The sequence below is a fragment of the Hyphococcus sp. D3-15 genome, from assembly GCF_055809375.1.
On the sequence record NZ_CM147910.1, the window covers coordinates 1,173,887 to 1,189,630 of the forward strand.

12 protein-coding genes are annotated in these 15,744 nt (G+C 57.5%); 5 read left to right on the forward strand and 7 right to left on the reverse strand.

The genetic code is table 11. From position 1 onward, the window contains the following. Nucleotides 1-338 precede the first annotated feature (338 nt). The 3 genes from AC0L8G_RS05940 to AC0L8G_RS05950 all read left to right on the forward strand — a co-directional run bounded on the left by AC0L8G_RS05940 (nt 339) and on the right by AC0L8G_RS05950 (nt 5,084). Nucleotides 339-1,961, forward strand: a complete 1,623-nt coding sequence (locus AC0L8G_RS05940) for an arylsulfatase (RefSeq protein WP_473387626.1) — start codon at nt 339-341, stop codon at nt 1,959-1,961. Nucleotides 1,962-2,023: 62 nt separating this feature from the next. After that, on the forward strand, nt 2,024-3,280 hold the full coding sequence (locus AC0L8G_RS05945) for a TonB-dependent receptor plug domain-containing protein (RefSeq protein WP_473387628.1): 1,257 nt from the start codon (nt 2,024-2,026) through the stop codon (nt 3,278-3,280). Further along, the gene (locus AC0L8G_RS05950) at nt 3,204-5,084 is read left to right on the forward strand and encodes a TonB-dependent receptor domain-containing protein (RefSeq protein WP_473387632.1); all 1,881 of its coding nucleotides are present in this window, start codon (nt 3,204-3,206) and stop codon (nt 5,082-5,084) included. The genes AC0L8G_RS05945 and AC0L8G_RS05950 overlap by 77 nt, the downstream gene beginning before the upstream one ends. 126 nt (nt 5,085-5,210) lie before the next feature. Here the strand turns inward: AC0L8G_RS05950 and fsa are convergent, their stop codons facing one another. The 6 genes from fsa to AC0L8G_RS05980 all read right to left on the reverse strand — a co-directional run bounded on the left by fsa (nt 5,211) and on the right by AC0L8G_RS05980 (nt 11,756). Further along, complete coding sequence (gene fsa / locus AC0L8G_RS05955) at nt 5,211-5,864, reverse strand: fructose-6-phosphate aldolase (RefSeq protein WP_473387635.1); 654 nt, start codon at nt 5,862-5,864, stop codon at nt 5,211-5,213. A gap of 14 nt (nt 5,865-5,878) precedes the next feature. Further along, the gene (gene xylA / locus AC0L8G_RS05960) at nt 5,879-7,198 is read right to left on the reverse strand and encodes a xylose isomerase (RefSeq protein ID WP_473388810.1); all 1,320 of its coding nucleotides are present in this window, start codon (nt 7,196-7,198) and stop codon (nt 5,879-5,881) included. Continuing rightward, the gene (gene xylB, locus AC0L8G_RS05965; RefSeq protein WP_473387636.1) at nt 7,198-8,655 is read right to left on the reverse strand and encodes a xylulokinase; all 1,458 of its coding nucleotides are present in this window, start codon (nt 8,653-8,655) and stop codon (nt 7,198-7,200) included. The genes xylA and xylB overlap by 1 nt, the downstream gene beginning before the upstream one ends. Nucleotides 8,656-8,906: 251 nt before the next feature. Continuing rightward, nucleotides 8,907-10,187 (reverse strand): TRAP transporter large permease, encoded by a 1,281-nt coding sequence (locus tag AC0L8G_RS05970; RefSeq protein ID WP_473387638.1) that lies wholly within the window; start codon nt 10,185-10,187, stop codon nt 8,907-8,909. After that, complete coding sequence (locus AC0L8G_RS05975; RefSeq protein ID WP_473387639.1) at nt 10,178-10,675, reverse strand: TRAP transporter small permease; 498 nt, start codon at nt 10,673-10,675, stop codon at nt 10,178-10,180. Before AC0L8G_RS05975 ends, AC0L8G_RS05970 begins: the two co-directional genes overlap by 10 nt. Continuing rightward, a complete protein-coding gene (locus AC0L8G_RS05980; protein WP_473387641.1) occupies nt 10,668-11,756 on the reverse strand; it encodes a TRAP transporter substrate-binding protein in 1,089 nt (362 codons plus the stop codon). The genes AC0L8G_RS05975 and AC0L8G_RS05980 overlap by 8 nt, the downstream gene beginning before the upstream one ends. A 128-nt stretch (nt 11,757-11,884) precedes the next feature. On the opposite strand from AC0L8G_RS05980, the gene manD reads away from it, so the two are divergent. Together manD and AC0L8G_RS05990 are read left to right on the forward strand one after the other, a co-directional pair. Then, nucleotides 11,885-13,093, forward strand: coding sequence for a D-mannonate dehydratase ManD (gene manD, locus AC0L8G_RS05985; protein WP_473387642.1), 1,209 nt, complete (start codon nt 11,885-11,887; stop codon nt 13,091-13,093). Between the two features lie 112 nt (nt 13,094-13,205). Then, entirely contained in the window at nt 13,206-14,627 is a 1,422-nt protein-coding gene (locus tag AC0L8G_RS05990) for a sugar porter family MFS transporter (RefSeq protein WP_473387644.1), read from the forward strand. Between the two features lie 48 nt (nt 14,628-14,675). Here AC0L8G_RS05990 and AC0L8G_RS05995 read toward each other — a convergent pair whose 3' ends face one another. Beyond that, nucleotides 14,676-15,701, reverse strand: coding sequence for a LacI family DNA-binding transcriptional regulator (locus AC0L8G_RS05995; protein WP_473387646.1), 1,026 nt, complete (start codon nt 15,699-15,701; stop codon nt 14,676-14,678). Nucleotides 15,702-15,744: the final 43 nt, after the last annotated feature.

Below are 15,744 nucleotides of genomic sequence, written 5' to 3' on the forward strand. Positions count from 1 at the left end.
CTGGGCATTTGCCCCATGGAGCGTTGTTTCTGCTTTGCTTTGGTCACCCATGTAAATTGAGAGCTCGCTGAGGAACAGGATTTCCAGGATTTCGCTGCCCCTTCATTGAGGCGCGATCCTGCGGCGGCATGACGGGCAGGGGGTAGAGCGGTTCGCGGGACAGCCACGGCGCAATTCTCACAGGTGACCGCCGAGAGCTTCGCACACGTTTGAATTGAGCATTTTTGATTTGCGTAACTTTCAAGAGCGCGAAAGCAATCGCGCTTGCGCGAGAGTAAGGGGAGGCCACGCTGCAATATTTGAGTTGCATCCGTAACATCACATTTTGCCTGCTTGCGGTGAGTATCGCAAGTTGTCAGCAGGCGCGCAAAGATGTTTCCCCGGGGCCCGAAAGCGCTACCATTGCGGCGCCGTCCCTCAAAGCGAAGCGCCCTAATATTCTGCTCATCGTCGCTGACGATCTGGGATATGCCGATCTCAGCCTTTACGGCAGCGAAATCGCAACACCCAATATCGACGCGCTTGCGCGCCAGGGCATGTTGCTCACAAACTTCTATTCCAACATGGCCTGTTCGCCGACCCGCGCGAGTTTGATGTCCGGCACGGACAATCATCAAGCGGGCCTCGGCGTGATGGCGCGGCCAACCAATCCCGCTCAAATCGGCCAGCCCGGCTATGAGGGGTTTCTCAATTTCCGGGTTGCAAGTCTCGCCAGTCTTCTGGGCGATGCTGGTTACCACACCTATATGACCGGCAAATGGCACTTGGGCGACACGGTTGAAACCGGCCCGCGCGCGCGGGGGTTTGATCAATCATTTGTATCGATCGACGGGGCCAGCCATCTCGGTGGATTGTCTTGGGACGGACCGGGCCTTGCGCCTTATCGCGACGGCGAGGAGATGGTCACCGTCGGCGACGATTTTTATTCGACGCGTTTCTACACCGAACGCATGACCGACTATATCGAGAGCGGGCGCGGTGATGGAAAGCCCTTCTTCGCCTATCTCGCCTACACAGCGCCGCATTGGCCGCTGCAGGCGCCGCGCGCCAGCATCGAAAAATTCGCCGGCCAATATGACGACGGGTATGAGGCGTTGTATCAGCGCCGGTTTGAAAAAATGAAGGCGCTCGGCTTTGTGCCGGAAGATGCGCCCGGCTTGCCGCCGATCGATGGTCAGCCTGCTTGGGACGAGTTGAGCGCTGAGCAGCAACGCGCTGAAGCGCGCAAGATGGAAATCTACGCAGCCATGGTCAGCGACCTTGATGCGTATATCGGCCAACTGATCGACTACCTGAAAGAGATCGGCGAATACGACAACACCTTCATCTTTTTCATGTCGGACAATGGGCCCGAAGACCTTCGCCGCGACCTGGCGCAGCCCCTGTCAGATTGGGTGGCGGAGTGCTGTGATAATTCTTACGAGAATCTCGGCAATGGCGATTCCTACATCATGTATGGACCGAACTGGGCCCGAGCGAGTTCCGTTGCATTCTATCGCGCCAAGGGCACGGGCTTTGAAGGCGGCATTCATGTGCCCGCTTTCGTGCACTATGCGAACGCTATCGCGGGCGGCGAGCGGAACAATCAATTCAGCACCGTTATGGACGTCCTGCCGACTTTTCTTGAACTGGCGGGTACGGAGCATCCAGGCGAAACTTACCGGGGGCGGCCGGTGCTTCCTGTTAAGGGAAGGTCGCTCATTCCCTCACTGACAGATCCGAAAACACCGGTGCATGACGCATCTACATTCATGGGTTGGGAACTCTACGACCATCGCGCCGTGCGCCAGATGGACTGGAAGCTTGTGTGGGATCCCGCCGCGGATGTCGGCTGGCGTCTCTACAATTTGGCGGATGATCCGCAAGAGCAAAACGATCTGAGCAAAAACCAACCAGAGCGTTTGCAGGCGATGATCGCGCTCTGGAAGCAATATCACGAGGAGAACGGCTTACGGCCTTGAGCGTCTTCAGGGGGGCGTCGAAGTCGTGATTGAGACTAACAACAATGCGATGGGAGGAATAAATGAGGAAGAACAAATCAAACACAGGGCCGGTGCAAAGCCGTCCCAACAAATTGCCATACTGTCTGGCTTGCGCGGCGCTTGGGCTTAGCGCTTTGCCCGCCATGGCGCAGGGCGGCGCAGAGGATTCCGACAAGATTATCGTAACCGGCACGCGGATCAGCCAGACCGGCATGCAAACGCCGGTGCCCGTGACTGTGGTCGACGGCGATCTTCTTGCGACAATGGCGCCGGGCAACCTTGTAGAAGGCGTTAGCCAGTTGCCGCAGTTTTTTGGCAACCAAACGCCAAACTCAGCAGATGGATGGTTTGTCCGGGGCGGCTACGGCAATCTCAATATGCGCGGACTTGGCATTAACCGGACGCTGACCTTGTTGAATGGTCGGCGGATGATTTCCTCGACGGCTTTTGGCGGCGTGGATATCAACGCATTTCCAGAAGCCATGATCAGCCGGGTTGAAACGGTGACCGGCGGCGCATCCGCGGCCTATGGCACCGACGCCGTGGCGGGCGTAACCAACTTCATCCTCGATACGGACTTCACCGGCGGGCGGGCGCATGCCCAGTGGGGTGAAACTACACGGGGCGATAGCGGCAATTATGAGCTTTCCGGCGCTTTCGGTTTTGATGTTGGTGATCGCGGCCATGTTCTGATTTCGGGCGAAGTGTTCAGCCAGGAAGGCGTGTTTGGCTATCAGGATCGCGATTGGTATCAAGGATGGAGCGTTATTCCAGATGGCGATGGCGTAGGCCAGATTGTGCCGAATGTCGTTTCCCGCAATTCGAGTTTTGACGGCCTCATTGTCGCGCCGGGCACATCGCTTGACGCCATGCAGTTCCTGTCTGACGGGTCCGGCATATCGCCCTTCGTGACCGGTTCTCCTTCCGCATTCCCGTTTGGCATTCCGCCGGCGCGGCATTCAATCGCCAATGGCGGCAGCGGCGATGATTTGGGTGCGGAAGCGTCTACGATTTATCCGGATGTGGACCGCAACAATATTTTCGCTTACGCGGATTATGAAGTGGCGGATAATTTCACCGTATTCGGGCAATATATTCGCGGTCAGAACCAGACCTCGCAATACAACACGCCGCGCGGTTCGCTGCACGGCACGCCGACATCAATCACCATTTTTCAGGACAATGCTTTCCTTCCTGATTCCGTGCGCCAGACGATGATCGATGAATCCATTGATTCTGTTCACGCTGAAGCGCATGGGCAGCCTGCAGGATATTGGCCGCGATATGCGGATCTCTGACGACAGCGTGCTGCAGTCCTTCACCGGCGGGTTTAACTGGCAGGTTGATAGCGGCGGCTTCATGAACGGCTGGGCGGTTGACGGTTACTATCAATATGGCAAGAACCGCCGTGAGTGGAACCAGGTCGGCCTGCGCGTCGACCGGATCCATGCAGCGGTGGACGCGGTTCGCGACCCCGAGACAGATGAAATCGTTTGCCGAACGACATTGTTCAACGACATGTTCGCCGACTGCGCACCGCTTAACCTGTTTGGCCGCGGCAACGCCACGAATGCGGCCGTTGACTGGGTGACAGGGTATGAACCCGGCGAAACAATCACGACGCCATTGTTCTTCGCGGACACCGGCTATGCGCTCGGGTTGACTGACACATACACAACACAACAAGCGAAGGTGAACATCACCAATATGCGTCAGCATCTGTTCGAACTCTCCGCTAATGGCGAGATTTACGAAGGATGGGGCGCAGGACCGATCTCCATGGCGATCGGCGGAAGCCATCGGCAGGAGAAGATACGTCAGATCGTTCGCGACCCAACCAACCCGGCGTCGGACCATGAAACAGCCCGTCCGGTGTTGTGTAACTCCGATCCCGAAGCGATTGCAGCGGGTCTGCGCGGGGTAAGCGGTCCGGATTGCGCCAACACAGTTGGTCTTCAATATTCGAAGGTCTCCAACATCAACGGCAAGATCAAAGTCACCGAAGCGTTCACCGAATTGCTGGTGCCGCTGATCGCTGATCAGCCCATGATAGATCAGTTGACCTTGCACGCTGCGGCGCGCTGGGCGGACTATACCGGTTCGGGCAGCGTCTGGGCCTGGAAAGGCGGTCTCGACTGGCAAGTGACGGAAGATTTCCGCCTGCGCGGCACTTATTCACGCGATGTGCGGGCGGCTAACTTGTCCGAGCGCTTCGACAAGACGGGTGGGTCAGCGACGATCACTGATCCGCGCTATGCAGGCGATGGCGTCATCAACGTCACGCGCTTTTCGGGCGGCAACCCCGAAGTCTCGCCGGAGAAGGCGGATACAATTACGGCGGGTTTTGTCTACCAGCCGTCATTCGTTGAAGGTTTCTCCATCGCCGCCGACTGGTATCGGGTCGAGATCGCGGATGCGATCGGGCAGCTGGGCGTACAGGCGGTTGCTGATCGCTGTGAAGAAGGCGCACTGGATCTTTGCGACCTCGTCACGCGCGATACAATGACGGACCGCATCGTGCTGATTGGCGACGTGTTCATCAATGTGGACGAAGCCAAGATCAGCGGCGTCGATGTTGAAATGAGCTATCAGCGTGATGTCAGCCTGTTTGGCGGTGACGAATCGCTGGGCTGGAGGTTCTTCGGCACATGGCTGGATGAAAACTCGGAAACTCTCGCGGGCACGAATAAAATCGATCGCGCCGGACAAACGGGGATCCAGCAATCTGATGGCGTCGCTTACGCCTTGCCGGAGTTTAAATTCACCACAAACCTTTCCTATGATTACGGGCCGGTCAACACGTTCCTGCAAGGACGCTATATCGGCAGCGGCACCATGGAAAACAGTCTGGTGGAAGGCGTCGATATTTCACGCAATCATGTCGGCTCCGCTTTCTATCTTGATCTTGGACTTTCTTTCCGTCCGGACATCAAGGACGGGCCGGGGATCGAGCTTTACGGCACCATCACCAACCTGCTCGATCAGGACCCGCCGATTACGCCATATTACAGCGCGTTTCTCGGCTACACGAACCAGCACAACCCCTCGCTCTTTGATGCGCTGGGACGCCGCTTTGTCATTGGCGCGCGGTTGGATTTCTAACCGCGTATAACGACCAATGACGACGTAATATCGTGGCCGTAAGCTTCCGCAATTGGAGCTTACGGCCGCTCTTTTTTTGGGAGGGGGTGTGACCAAGGCCGGATTTCCAGCCGGTTGCTATGACGCCTACAGGATTTTTTGGCCCGTCGCCGCCCAGTCCTTGAGAAACGCATCAAGTCCTTTGTCCGTTAGCGGATGCTTTGCGAGCGACCACAACACATCCGGCGGCGCGGTGGCGACATCAGCGCCAATCAGCGCGCAATCCTTGATGTGGTTGGCGGACCGGATCGAAGCGGCGAGTACCTCGGTTTCAAATCCGTAATTGTCATAGATCGTGCGGATGTCCTGGATCAACGCCATGCCGTCAACATTGATATCGTCGAGCCGCCCGATGAAGGGGGAGATAAAGCTGGCGCCGGCTTTTGCGGCGAGCAGCGCCTGATTAGCGGAAAAGCACAAGGTGACATTGGTTTTGACGCCATCGCTTGAAAGCCGCCGGCAGGCCTTCAGGCCGTCCATGGTCAGCGGCAGTTTCACCGTGACGTTGCTTGCAAGCTCCGCCAGCGACAGGCCTTCTTTCACCATAGCGTCGGCCTCAAGCGCGGTCACTTCGGCGCTAACCGGGCCTTTGGTCGCCTGACAGATCTCCAAGATCACAGCGCGAAAATCGCGTCCGGATTTTTTGATCAGCGACGGGTTGGTCGTGACGCCGTCAATCATGCCGGCATCGTTCAAGGATTTTATTTCCTCGACGTCAGCGGTGTCTGCGAAGAACTTCATGGCCGCACGCCCCGTTACTTAACAAATTTCGTGACGTAGTTTTCCAGATATTCCTGGCGGCCGGATTTTTGTTTCGGCGTGATGTTCTTATCCAGCGCATAATCAGAAACGGCTGCAAGATCAGCGGCGCCGGAGAGCATCTTGGACCCGATGCCAGCCTTCCAGCCAGCATACCGGTCCTCAACGAAATTCGACAGCGTGCCGTCTTCAATCATCGCGGCCGCATTAAGCAGGGCCCGAGCGGTGAGATCAATTGCGCCCACATGGCCGTGGAACAGATCTTCCGCGTCGATGCTTTGGCGGCGAACCTTGGCGTCGAAATTGAAGCCGCCGCTGGTAAAGCCGCCGCCCTGAAGAATGTAATAGACCGCCAGCGTGATTTCACGAAGATCATACGGGAACTGGTCTGTGTCCCAGCCATTTTGCGGATCGCCGCGATTCATGTCGACGGACCCGAAAATGCCAAAGTCGTTGGCGAGCTGAATTTCGTGTTCAAAGGAATGGCCGGCGAGTGTTGCATGATTGGCTTCGATATTGACCCGCACTTCGTCTTCAAGGCCGTAGCGCTTCAGAAAGCCGTAAACGGTCGCGACATCAGTGTCGTATTGATGCTTCGTTGGTTCATGCGGCTTTGGCTCGATCAGGATCATGCCCTTAAAGCCGATCTTGTGTTTGTGTTCCACGACCATATTGAGGAACCGGCCCAGTTGATCCAGTTCCTGCCCGATTTGCGTGTTAAGCCCGCAATCATAACCTTCGCGTCCGCCCCAAAGAACATAGTTCTCACCGCCGAGCCGCTGTGTCGCTTCAAGCGCATGGCGCACTTGCAGCGCTGCAAAGGCGGCCACTTCAGGGTCAGGGTTGGTCGAGGCGCCCGCCATATAGCGCGGATGGCTGAACACATTGGCGGTGCCCCACAACAGCTTTACGCCGGTCGCAGCCATTTTTTCTTCGATCTTGTCGACCATGACGGAGAGATTGCGCACATGCTCTGCCGGCGTTGACGCCGCCGCCATGACATCCACATCGTGGAAGCAGAAATAGGGAACGTCGAGCCGCGAGATGAAGTCAAAGGCTTCATCGAGCTTGTGATCCGCCGCTTCCTGGTTCAGATCGCCGCCATGCCACGGGCGGTTAAAGGTGCCGGCGCCAAAAACGTCAAAGCCGTCCCAGCAGAAGCTGTGCCAGTAGCAAACCGCGAAGCGCAAATGCTCCGCCATGGTTTTGCCGAGTACGACACGGTTCTTGTCGTAATATTGATAGGCGAACGGATCATTGCTTTCCGGGCCTTTGAATTCGATTTTGGGAATGTCGGAAAAATATCCGCGGGACATCATGCGTTCTCCGTGAAATGCGTTTCGAGTGACTTGTAAAGCGCCTGAAAAAGAGGGCGCCGGATGGCGAGCTGCTCGCTCAGTTTCTCTGAAGGTTCGATAATGGTTTCGATCGGGGGCGGGGCGCAGACATCTTCAATCTCCTCGCCTGTAAGCGCCAATCGCGCCAGGCGGGCTGCGCCGTATGCCGGGCCGACTTCGCCGCCCTTGCGGTAAATCAAGGGCTGGTCAAACACCGAACTTAAGATCTTGCCCCAATATTGTGAGCGCGCGCCGCCGCCGATGACGGTCAGCGTTTCAATACGCGCGCCAGTATCATGCAGGGCGTCAATGCCGTCCGCGAGACCGAATGCAACGCCTTCAAGTGCAGCCTGGCCGAGCGATGCAGCATCAGAGGTTTGGGTAAGGCCAAAGAAAACGCCCTGCGCCAGCGGATTATTATGCGGCGTGCGTTCGCCAGAGAGATAAGGAAGAAAAATCTCCGTCGTAGCGGGCTGGTTGCGCTTTTCGATGGCGGCGAAGAAGGAAGCGGGATCCGAAAATCCCGTGGTGCGCGCGACCCAGTCGACAGCGCTTGCTGCGCTCAACATGACAGACATCTGATGCCAGCGATGGGGGAGCGCATGGCAGAATGTATGGACGCCGCCTGCGGGGTTGGGACGATACGCGTTATCAGCGAGAAATGTGACGCCTGATGTGCCGAGCGACAGAAATGCATCGCCCGTCCGCACTGTGCCGGAGCCAACCGCGCCGGCGGCGTTGTCGCCGCCGCCCGCCGCGACGGGAACGCGCGCCATGCCCCAGGCCTCGGCCAGTTCGCCGCGCAATTTCCCGGTGAATTCATTTCCTTCATAGAGCGCCGGCATGTGATCGCGGTTCAGCGAACATGCCTCCAGCACTGTGTCGGACCAGTCGCGCGCTTTGGTGTCGAGCCATAAGGTGCCGGCGGAATCCGACATGTCGGAGGCGTAATCGCCGGTCATCCGCAAACGGACGTAATCTTTCGGCAACAGCACTTTCACGATTTTTTCAAAAATCGCGGGCTCGTGCTTGCGCAACCAGAGGAGTTTTGGCGCGGTGAAACCCGGCATGGCGCGGTTGCCGGTGATCTCGCCCAGGGAGGGGAGGGCTTGCTCCAGCTCTGCGCATTCTTTCAGGCTGCGTCCGTCATTCCACAAAATGGCGGGGCGAATGGCGTTGCCGGAAGCATCAATCAGTGTTGCGCCATGCATCTGCCCGGAAAGGCCGATCGCCATAGTCGCCTTGCGATGCTCCTTCGCGATATTGGCGACGGCCTTGTTGGTCGCAGCCCACCAGTCGGAAGGATTTTGCTCGGAATGAAGCGGCGCAGGGCGCGAAACGCTGAGTTCAACGACGGACTGATCAACAACAGCGCCATCTCCGTCGACGGCGACGGCCTTGACCCCGGAGGTTCCAATATCAATGCCTAAAAACATAGCAGAATGAATGGCTTATCAGTTACGTAGCGTTGGTAACGCTATCATCTCGAAAGGTTGGCGGTCAATCTTTGACGCCCGCAGCGGGCCTCGTCGATTTTAGTTTAGCGCCGTCAGCCCAAGCCTGATTTGAGATGGGTCATGGTGGTGGCCTCCCTGTTTATTGCTTTTAAGATACCGCTAACATTTTTTTGCGCTTGTGGCGAGGCGAAAGCGCAGAATGTGGATAATATGTTGAAAACAATGCCATATTACCGAAGCGCTGCGGGTAGCCATAGCGATAGACTTGGGAAGCAGGCGACCAGCAGCAAGCTGCCGAGCAGGGCCAGGTAGAATGGCCAGATGGTTTTGACCACGGTTTCGGGTTTCGCGCCGCCAACCGCGCAACCGAGAAACAGGACAGACCCAACGGGCGGGGTTACGAGGCCGATCGCCAGGGTCATCAGCATCACAATGCCGAAATGGATCGGGTCGATCCCCACATTCATCGCCACGGGAAGCATGATCGGCGTCATGATGATCAATAGCGGCGCCATGTCCATAAATGCGCCGAGAACTAGCAGGATAAGCACGACCATCAGCATGATCGCTGCGGGTTCATCCGAGGCGGCGGTGAGCAAGCCGGCAAGCGCCTGCGGGCCTTCGAGAAGAGCGAAGAGCCAGCCGAACATGCCGGCCGCTCCGATGATCAGCATCACCATGGCGGTGGTTTTCACTGCGGCTGACGCAGCGGCGAAGAACTCTTTCATGCCCAGTGTGCGATAAAGCGCTGCGCCGATGATGATGGTGTAAACAACGGCAATGGCGGCGCTTTCGGTCGGCGTGAATACGCCCAAAAGAACGCCGAACACGATGATGACAGCAGTCAATAATCCGGGAATCGCGGCGGCGGCGGACCGCAGAAAAATCCGCCAGCCGGGAAAGACGCCGCGCGGGTAATTGCGGCGAACGGCGACGGCCCATGCAGCGACCATCAAGGCGCCGCCAGCGAGCAAACCAGGCATGACGCCCGCGAGAAACAACGCGCCCACATCAATGCCGACCGGCGCGGCCGCCGCGTATATAATCATATTATGCGATGGGGGGATGAGAATGCCGAGAATGGCGGCGGTGATTGTGACATTGACCGCGTAATCGTCGTCATAACCACGCTGTTTCATCATTGGCATGAGCGTCGAACCCATGGCGGAAACGGAAGCCGCCGCAGAACCTGAAACCGCGCCGAACAACATGCTGGCGCCCACATCGACTTGTCCGAGGCCGCCCCGTGAGCGTCCAAACGCGCCCTCCGCGACATGGATCAGGCGTTCGGCAATGCCGGTGCGCGCCATCAACTCACCGGCGAACACAAAGAAAGGTATAGCCATCAGGGCAAAGACATTCATGCCGGCGGCGAGCCGCTGAAAAGCGACAATCGCGGGGATGTCGAGCATGAAAAATATGGCGAGGCTGGCTGCGCCAAGCGCGAAGGCCACCGGCACGCCTGCCAGCAATAAAAGACCCAGCAAAACCAGCAGCGCGGTCAGTTCCATATGCGCTCCGCCTCTTCGCCGCGGCCCTCCAATATGAGGAGTTCAAGGGCATAAAGAGCAATCAGCGCGCCGCAGAGCGCGATTGGCGTATAGGCTATCGCGCGCGACACGCCCAGCGTCGGAATTGTGTGGCTCCATGTTTCCATCATGAGACCGGCGCCAGCCCAAGCCATGTTCAAGCCAAAGACAAGGACGATTGCGTGACAAAAAAAGCGCAAAGCGCGTTGACGCGTTTTCAGCAAACGATCTTCCATAAGGGTCAGGCGAATGTGAAAGCCTTCGCGAACGCCTGCGGCCGCTGCAAAAAGAATGAACCATAACATCAACAACAGCGCTGCTTGTTCCGTCCAGGCAGGCGCCGCATTCAGCACGTAACGCGCGAAGACCTGCCACGAAATGATCGCCACCATGCCGACAAGTCCGCAGAATGAAATGTAAAGCGCTGCACGGCTTGTAAGTCTTGAAGCTGCGGCGAGAAGTTTAAGCATCGTCTTTGCCGGTCATTGGGTCTATCGCCTGAATGTCTTCTGCAAGCTGGCGAAGGGCAGGGGTAGTCAGATATTTGTCCCAAACCGGCTTCACTTTTTGCACAAAGGCATTAATGTTTGGCGTGATGATCTCCACATTCGCGTCGCGCAGATGAATTTCCGCGGTTCTGCTGCGCTCATCCCAGATCGCGCGCATATAGGGCACGCTGTCCAGAGCGCATTCGCGGATCAACGCTTGATCGGCCTCAGAAATTTTGCGCCAGCGCTTCGCAGACATCACAAGCACTTCCGGCGCCATGACATGCTGCGTCATGCTATAGGTTTTTGCGACTTCGAAATGGCGCGAACTCTCGTAGGATGGCCAGTTGTTCTCCGCCCCATCGACAACGCCTTGCAACAGTCCCTGATAGACTTCGCCATAAGGCATGGGCGCGGCGTCGCCTCCCAGCGCTTCGACCATGGAGACAAACATGTCTGAATTCATGACGCGGATTTTCAATCCGCGCAGGTCTTCCGGCTTATTGATGGGGCGCCCGCGCGTATAAAAAGAGCGCGCGCCAGCGTCGTAAAAGCAAAGCCCGATCAACCCGTGCGGTTCTAGCGCGGTCAGGATTTGCTGGCCTGGTTTTCCGTCCAGCGCTGCGCGCATATGGGCTGTGTTTCGGAACAGAAAGGGCAGGGCCGGCACGACAGTTTCTTCAGCAATAGCGCTGAGCGGCGCGATGCTGACCCGCGTCAGGTCCAGGCCGCCAAACACGGTGATTTCCAGAGCGTCTTTTTCCGCGCCAAGTTGCCCCCCGGCATAGGTTTTTATGGATAAACGCCCGTTTGAGCGCTCGCGCAGGAGCCTGCCCATCTCATTGACGGCGGTGACGGTCGGGTAATCTGCGGGATGCGCGTCGGCTGATCGCAGGATATGCGCGTCTGTTGCGCTGCACCCAAGCAAGCTTAGTCCGCCGCCGGCCATCAAAGAAGCGGTGACGGATCTGCGGGATACGGAGGAAAATGTTTCCTTCAGCCTGGAAAGAGAAGCGCCAGCGTCTGAAGCGTTTTTGCCTTGCGTCATTATCGGTCGGCGCATTCGGACGTTTCCATGATGCCGTTGAGATTTTTTGTCGTTTTAAGGCATGATATGACTTTGACGATGACAAGCTTGAATAATTCTGTCAACCAACGGACCCGGCGCGCTCATGTCTGCGGAATGAACTTATGAAAATCAAAAGTGCAAAAATCATCGTCACTTGTCCCGGGCGAAACTTCGTTACGCTGAAGATCGAAACCGATGTGGGCGTTTACGGCATTGGCGATGCGACGCTGAATGGTCGTGAAAAAGCCGTCGCGTCCTATCTCGAAGATCATGTGGCGCCGATCCTGATCGGCCGCGATGCAAGCCGGATCGAAGATATCTGGCAGTTTCTTTATCGCGGCGCCTATTGGCGGCGCGGACCCGTGACGATGACGGCGATCGCCGCAGTAGATACGGCGCTTTGGGACATCAAGGCGAAGGCCGCCGGCATGCCGCTCTACCAGCTATTGGGCGGCGCCTCGCGCGATCGCGTCCTGGTTTACGGCCACGCAAATGGTGCGGATATTGACGCGACTGTCGATGAGGTCGGACGCTATATGTCCCTTGGTTACAAGGCTATTCGCGCCCAATCCGGCATTCCGGGCGTACAAGGCGCATATGGCGTGGCGCGGGGGAAGATGTATTATGAACCGGCGGATGCCGCGGCGCCGACGGAAACGGTCTGGGACACTACGGCGTATCTAAACTTTGCCCCAAAACTCTTTGAGCGGCTGCGCGATGCGCATGGTCCGGTTATCGAGTTGCTGCATGACATTCATCATAGATTAACCCCTATCGAAGCGGCGCGGCTCGGCAAGGCGTTTGAACCGTTCCGCCTTTTCTGGATGGAAGACCCGACGCCTGCGGAGAATCAGGAAGCGTTTCGCACGATACGTCAGCATACGGTGACGCCAATCGCGCTTGGCGAGGTGTTCAACTCGATTCACGACTGCCGGACGCTGATACAAGAGCAACTGATTGACTATATTCGCACGACGGTTGTGCATGCGGGCGGGATTACGCATTTGCGGCGCATCGCGGATCTTGCGAGCCTCTATCATATTCGCACGGGCTGTCATGGGGCGACTGATCTTTCCCCGGTGACCATGGGCGCGGCGTTGCATTTTGATCTGTGGGTCCCGAATTTCGGCATCCAGGAATACATGATGCACACAGACGAAACCGATGCGGTGTTTCCTCATGCCTATAGTTTCGACGACGGCTACCTGCATCCTGGCGAGACGCCGGGGCATGGGGTCGATATCGATGAGGCGCTGGCGGCGAAATTCCCCTATGATCCCAAGCAATTGCCGGTCGCCCGCCTGACTGACGGCGCGATGTGGAATTGGTGACTGGTCAGAAAGCATATGGACGAAGTGGACTGTTAGCCCTAACATGCCATCTGGCCGTCGGGCTCGCGGCGGATAAAAACAAATAGAATCAAGCCCTAACTGGGAGGGACCATTGTCAGCAACCATCACCACGGCAGCGAAGCCGGACGGCGATTTCGCATTCGTATTGCTCATCAGCTGCGTCGCCACGATTGGCGGATTTTTGTTCGGATTTGACAGCGGGGTCATCAACGGCACGGTCGATGGATTGCGGGTCGCGTTCAATTCAGACAGCGTCGGCACCGGTTTTAATGTGGCCTCAATGCTGCTCGGTTGCGCCGTCGGCGCCGCGCTCGCCGGCAGGTTTTCGGATTTGTTCGGCCGGCGGATGATGATGATCGTTGCGGCGATCTTTTTCATCGTCAGCGCATGGGGTTCTGGCGTCGCCTCATCGTCCTTGGAATTCATCATCTACCGCGTGATTGGCGGCTTGGCTGTCGGCGGCGCCAGCGTCATGGCGCCCGCCTATATTTCCGAAGTTGCGCCGGCGCATTTGCGCGGTCGGCTTTCATCGATCCAGCAGGTGGCAATCATCACCGGACTTTTTGTTGCGTTTGTCAGCAACTACCTGATCGCGGGCGCTGCTGGTTCCGCCAATACGGATTGGCTCATGGGATTTGCGGCATGGCGCTGGATGTTCTGGATTGAATTGATTCCGGCGAGCATCTTTCTAATCGCGCTCTTGTTTATCCCGGAAAGCCCTCGGTTTCTGGTTGTTCGTGGCAAGCAAAATCAAGCGCATGGAGTCCTGTCGCGCATCACAGGCGCTGCGCGCGCAAAGTCCAAGGTCGAAGAAATCGAGGCGTCTCTGGCGCGCGATCACAAACCGCGCCTGGGCGATGTTCTTCAAAAGGGCACTGTGTTGCGTCCGATCGTCTGGATCGGGATCGGTCTCGCGACTTTCCAGCAGCTCGTCGGCATCAACGTGGTTTTCTATTACGGCGCGGTGCTGTGGCAGGCCGTCGGCTTTTCAGAAGGCGATGCATTGCTGATCAATGTGATTAGCGGCGCGGTGTCGATCCTCGCCGTCATCGTCGCATTGCTCTTGATCGACAAAATCGGCCGCAAACCGCTTCTGGCTGTCGGTTCGGTCGGCATGGCGGTGACGCTTGCGACGCTGGTTTACGCCTTCTCGCAGGCGAGCGTGGTTGACGGCGCTGTGTCGTTGCCGGCGGGTGTCGGGCGAACGGCGCTGATTGCCGCGAACGCCTATGTGTTCTTCTTCAATATGTCCTGGGGCCCCGTAATGTGGGTGTCGCTCGGTGAAATGTTCCCGAACCAGATTCGCGGATCGGGACTCGCTGTCGCTGGCTTCTTCCAGTGGATCGCCAATTTTGCGATCACCATGACCTTCCCGATCATGCTGACGACCGCCTGGATCGGCCTCACCGGCGCTTATGGGTTCTATACGATTTGCGCCATCATCTCGATCGCCTTTGTGGTGTTCGCGGTGCGCGAGACCAAAGGGCTTGAGCTAGAAGACATGCGCAACTAGCAACCGCGCTTCAATAAAAAAAGGCGGCGCCAAATACGCGCCGCCTTTTTATTTCGCTGATTTTGGCGGCGGCGCTACGGACTGTCGCTCGACAATCGAGATATCGAGGATCTGCAACCGCTCGGCGAGTTCGACTTCGCCATAGCTGATATTTTCCGCGAGAAGCGCCACAGATTTGCGCGCCATGTCGGCGATGGGCTGTCTCACCGTTGTCAGGGAGGGCCAGACAGATTGCGCGATGGCGGTATCGTCAAAGCCGACAATGGACAATTCATCGGGCAGTTTCAGGCCGCGCCTATGGGCTGCGGCAATGACGCCCGCCGCCATCTCATCGTTACTGGCGAAGATCGCGGTCGGCGCTTCCGGCAATGACAGGAGGCGGTCAGCCGCCTCAACCCCGGACTGAAATGTGTAATTGCCGGATTCGAGATACGCCTTGCCAAAGCTCAGCTTGTGCTTGGTCATCGCGGCTTTGAAGCCGGCGAGGCGCATGGCGGTGGAAGTGTGATCGCGCGCGCCGAGAATGAAGGCGATGCGGCGATGACCTTTTTTGATCAGATAGTTCGTCATCGATTTGGCGGCTTCAGTGTCGTTGATGACGACGCTCAAATCGACGCAGGACAGATCGCCATGGGCGATGCGAACGAACGGCAATCCAATATTATGGAGCGCATCGACCAGCGCCCGGTTTTCACTCAAGGGCGGATTGACGATAATGCCGTCGACGCCAATGCTTCTGACCCGCTCGGCGTAACGCTCCTGCGCGGATTTCATCGTGTGAACGTCAATCGCCTCGACCACCAGATGGTGACCGAGCTCCCGGCATTCATCGAGGGCGCCAATCAGGAATTCGTTGAGATAGCCATAGCTCGGATTGTGGTAGAGAAAGCCGATCAGGACGGATTTTCCGCCTGCAAGGCCGCGCGCCATGATGTTGGGGCGGTAGTTGAGGGCGGCCATAGCCGCTTCGACTTTCTCGCGGGTCGCGGATTTTACGATCTCTTTTTGGTTAAGGACGCGAGAAACCGTCATCTGGGAGACGCCGGCCTTTTCGGCGACCTCCTTAATGGTCACTACCTGGCGCTTTTTGCCTCGCCGGCCGTTTGCTCTCATCGTC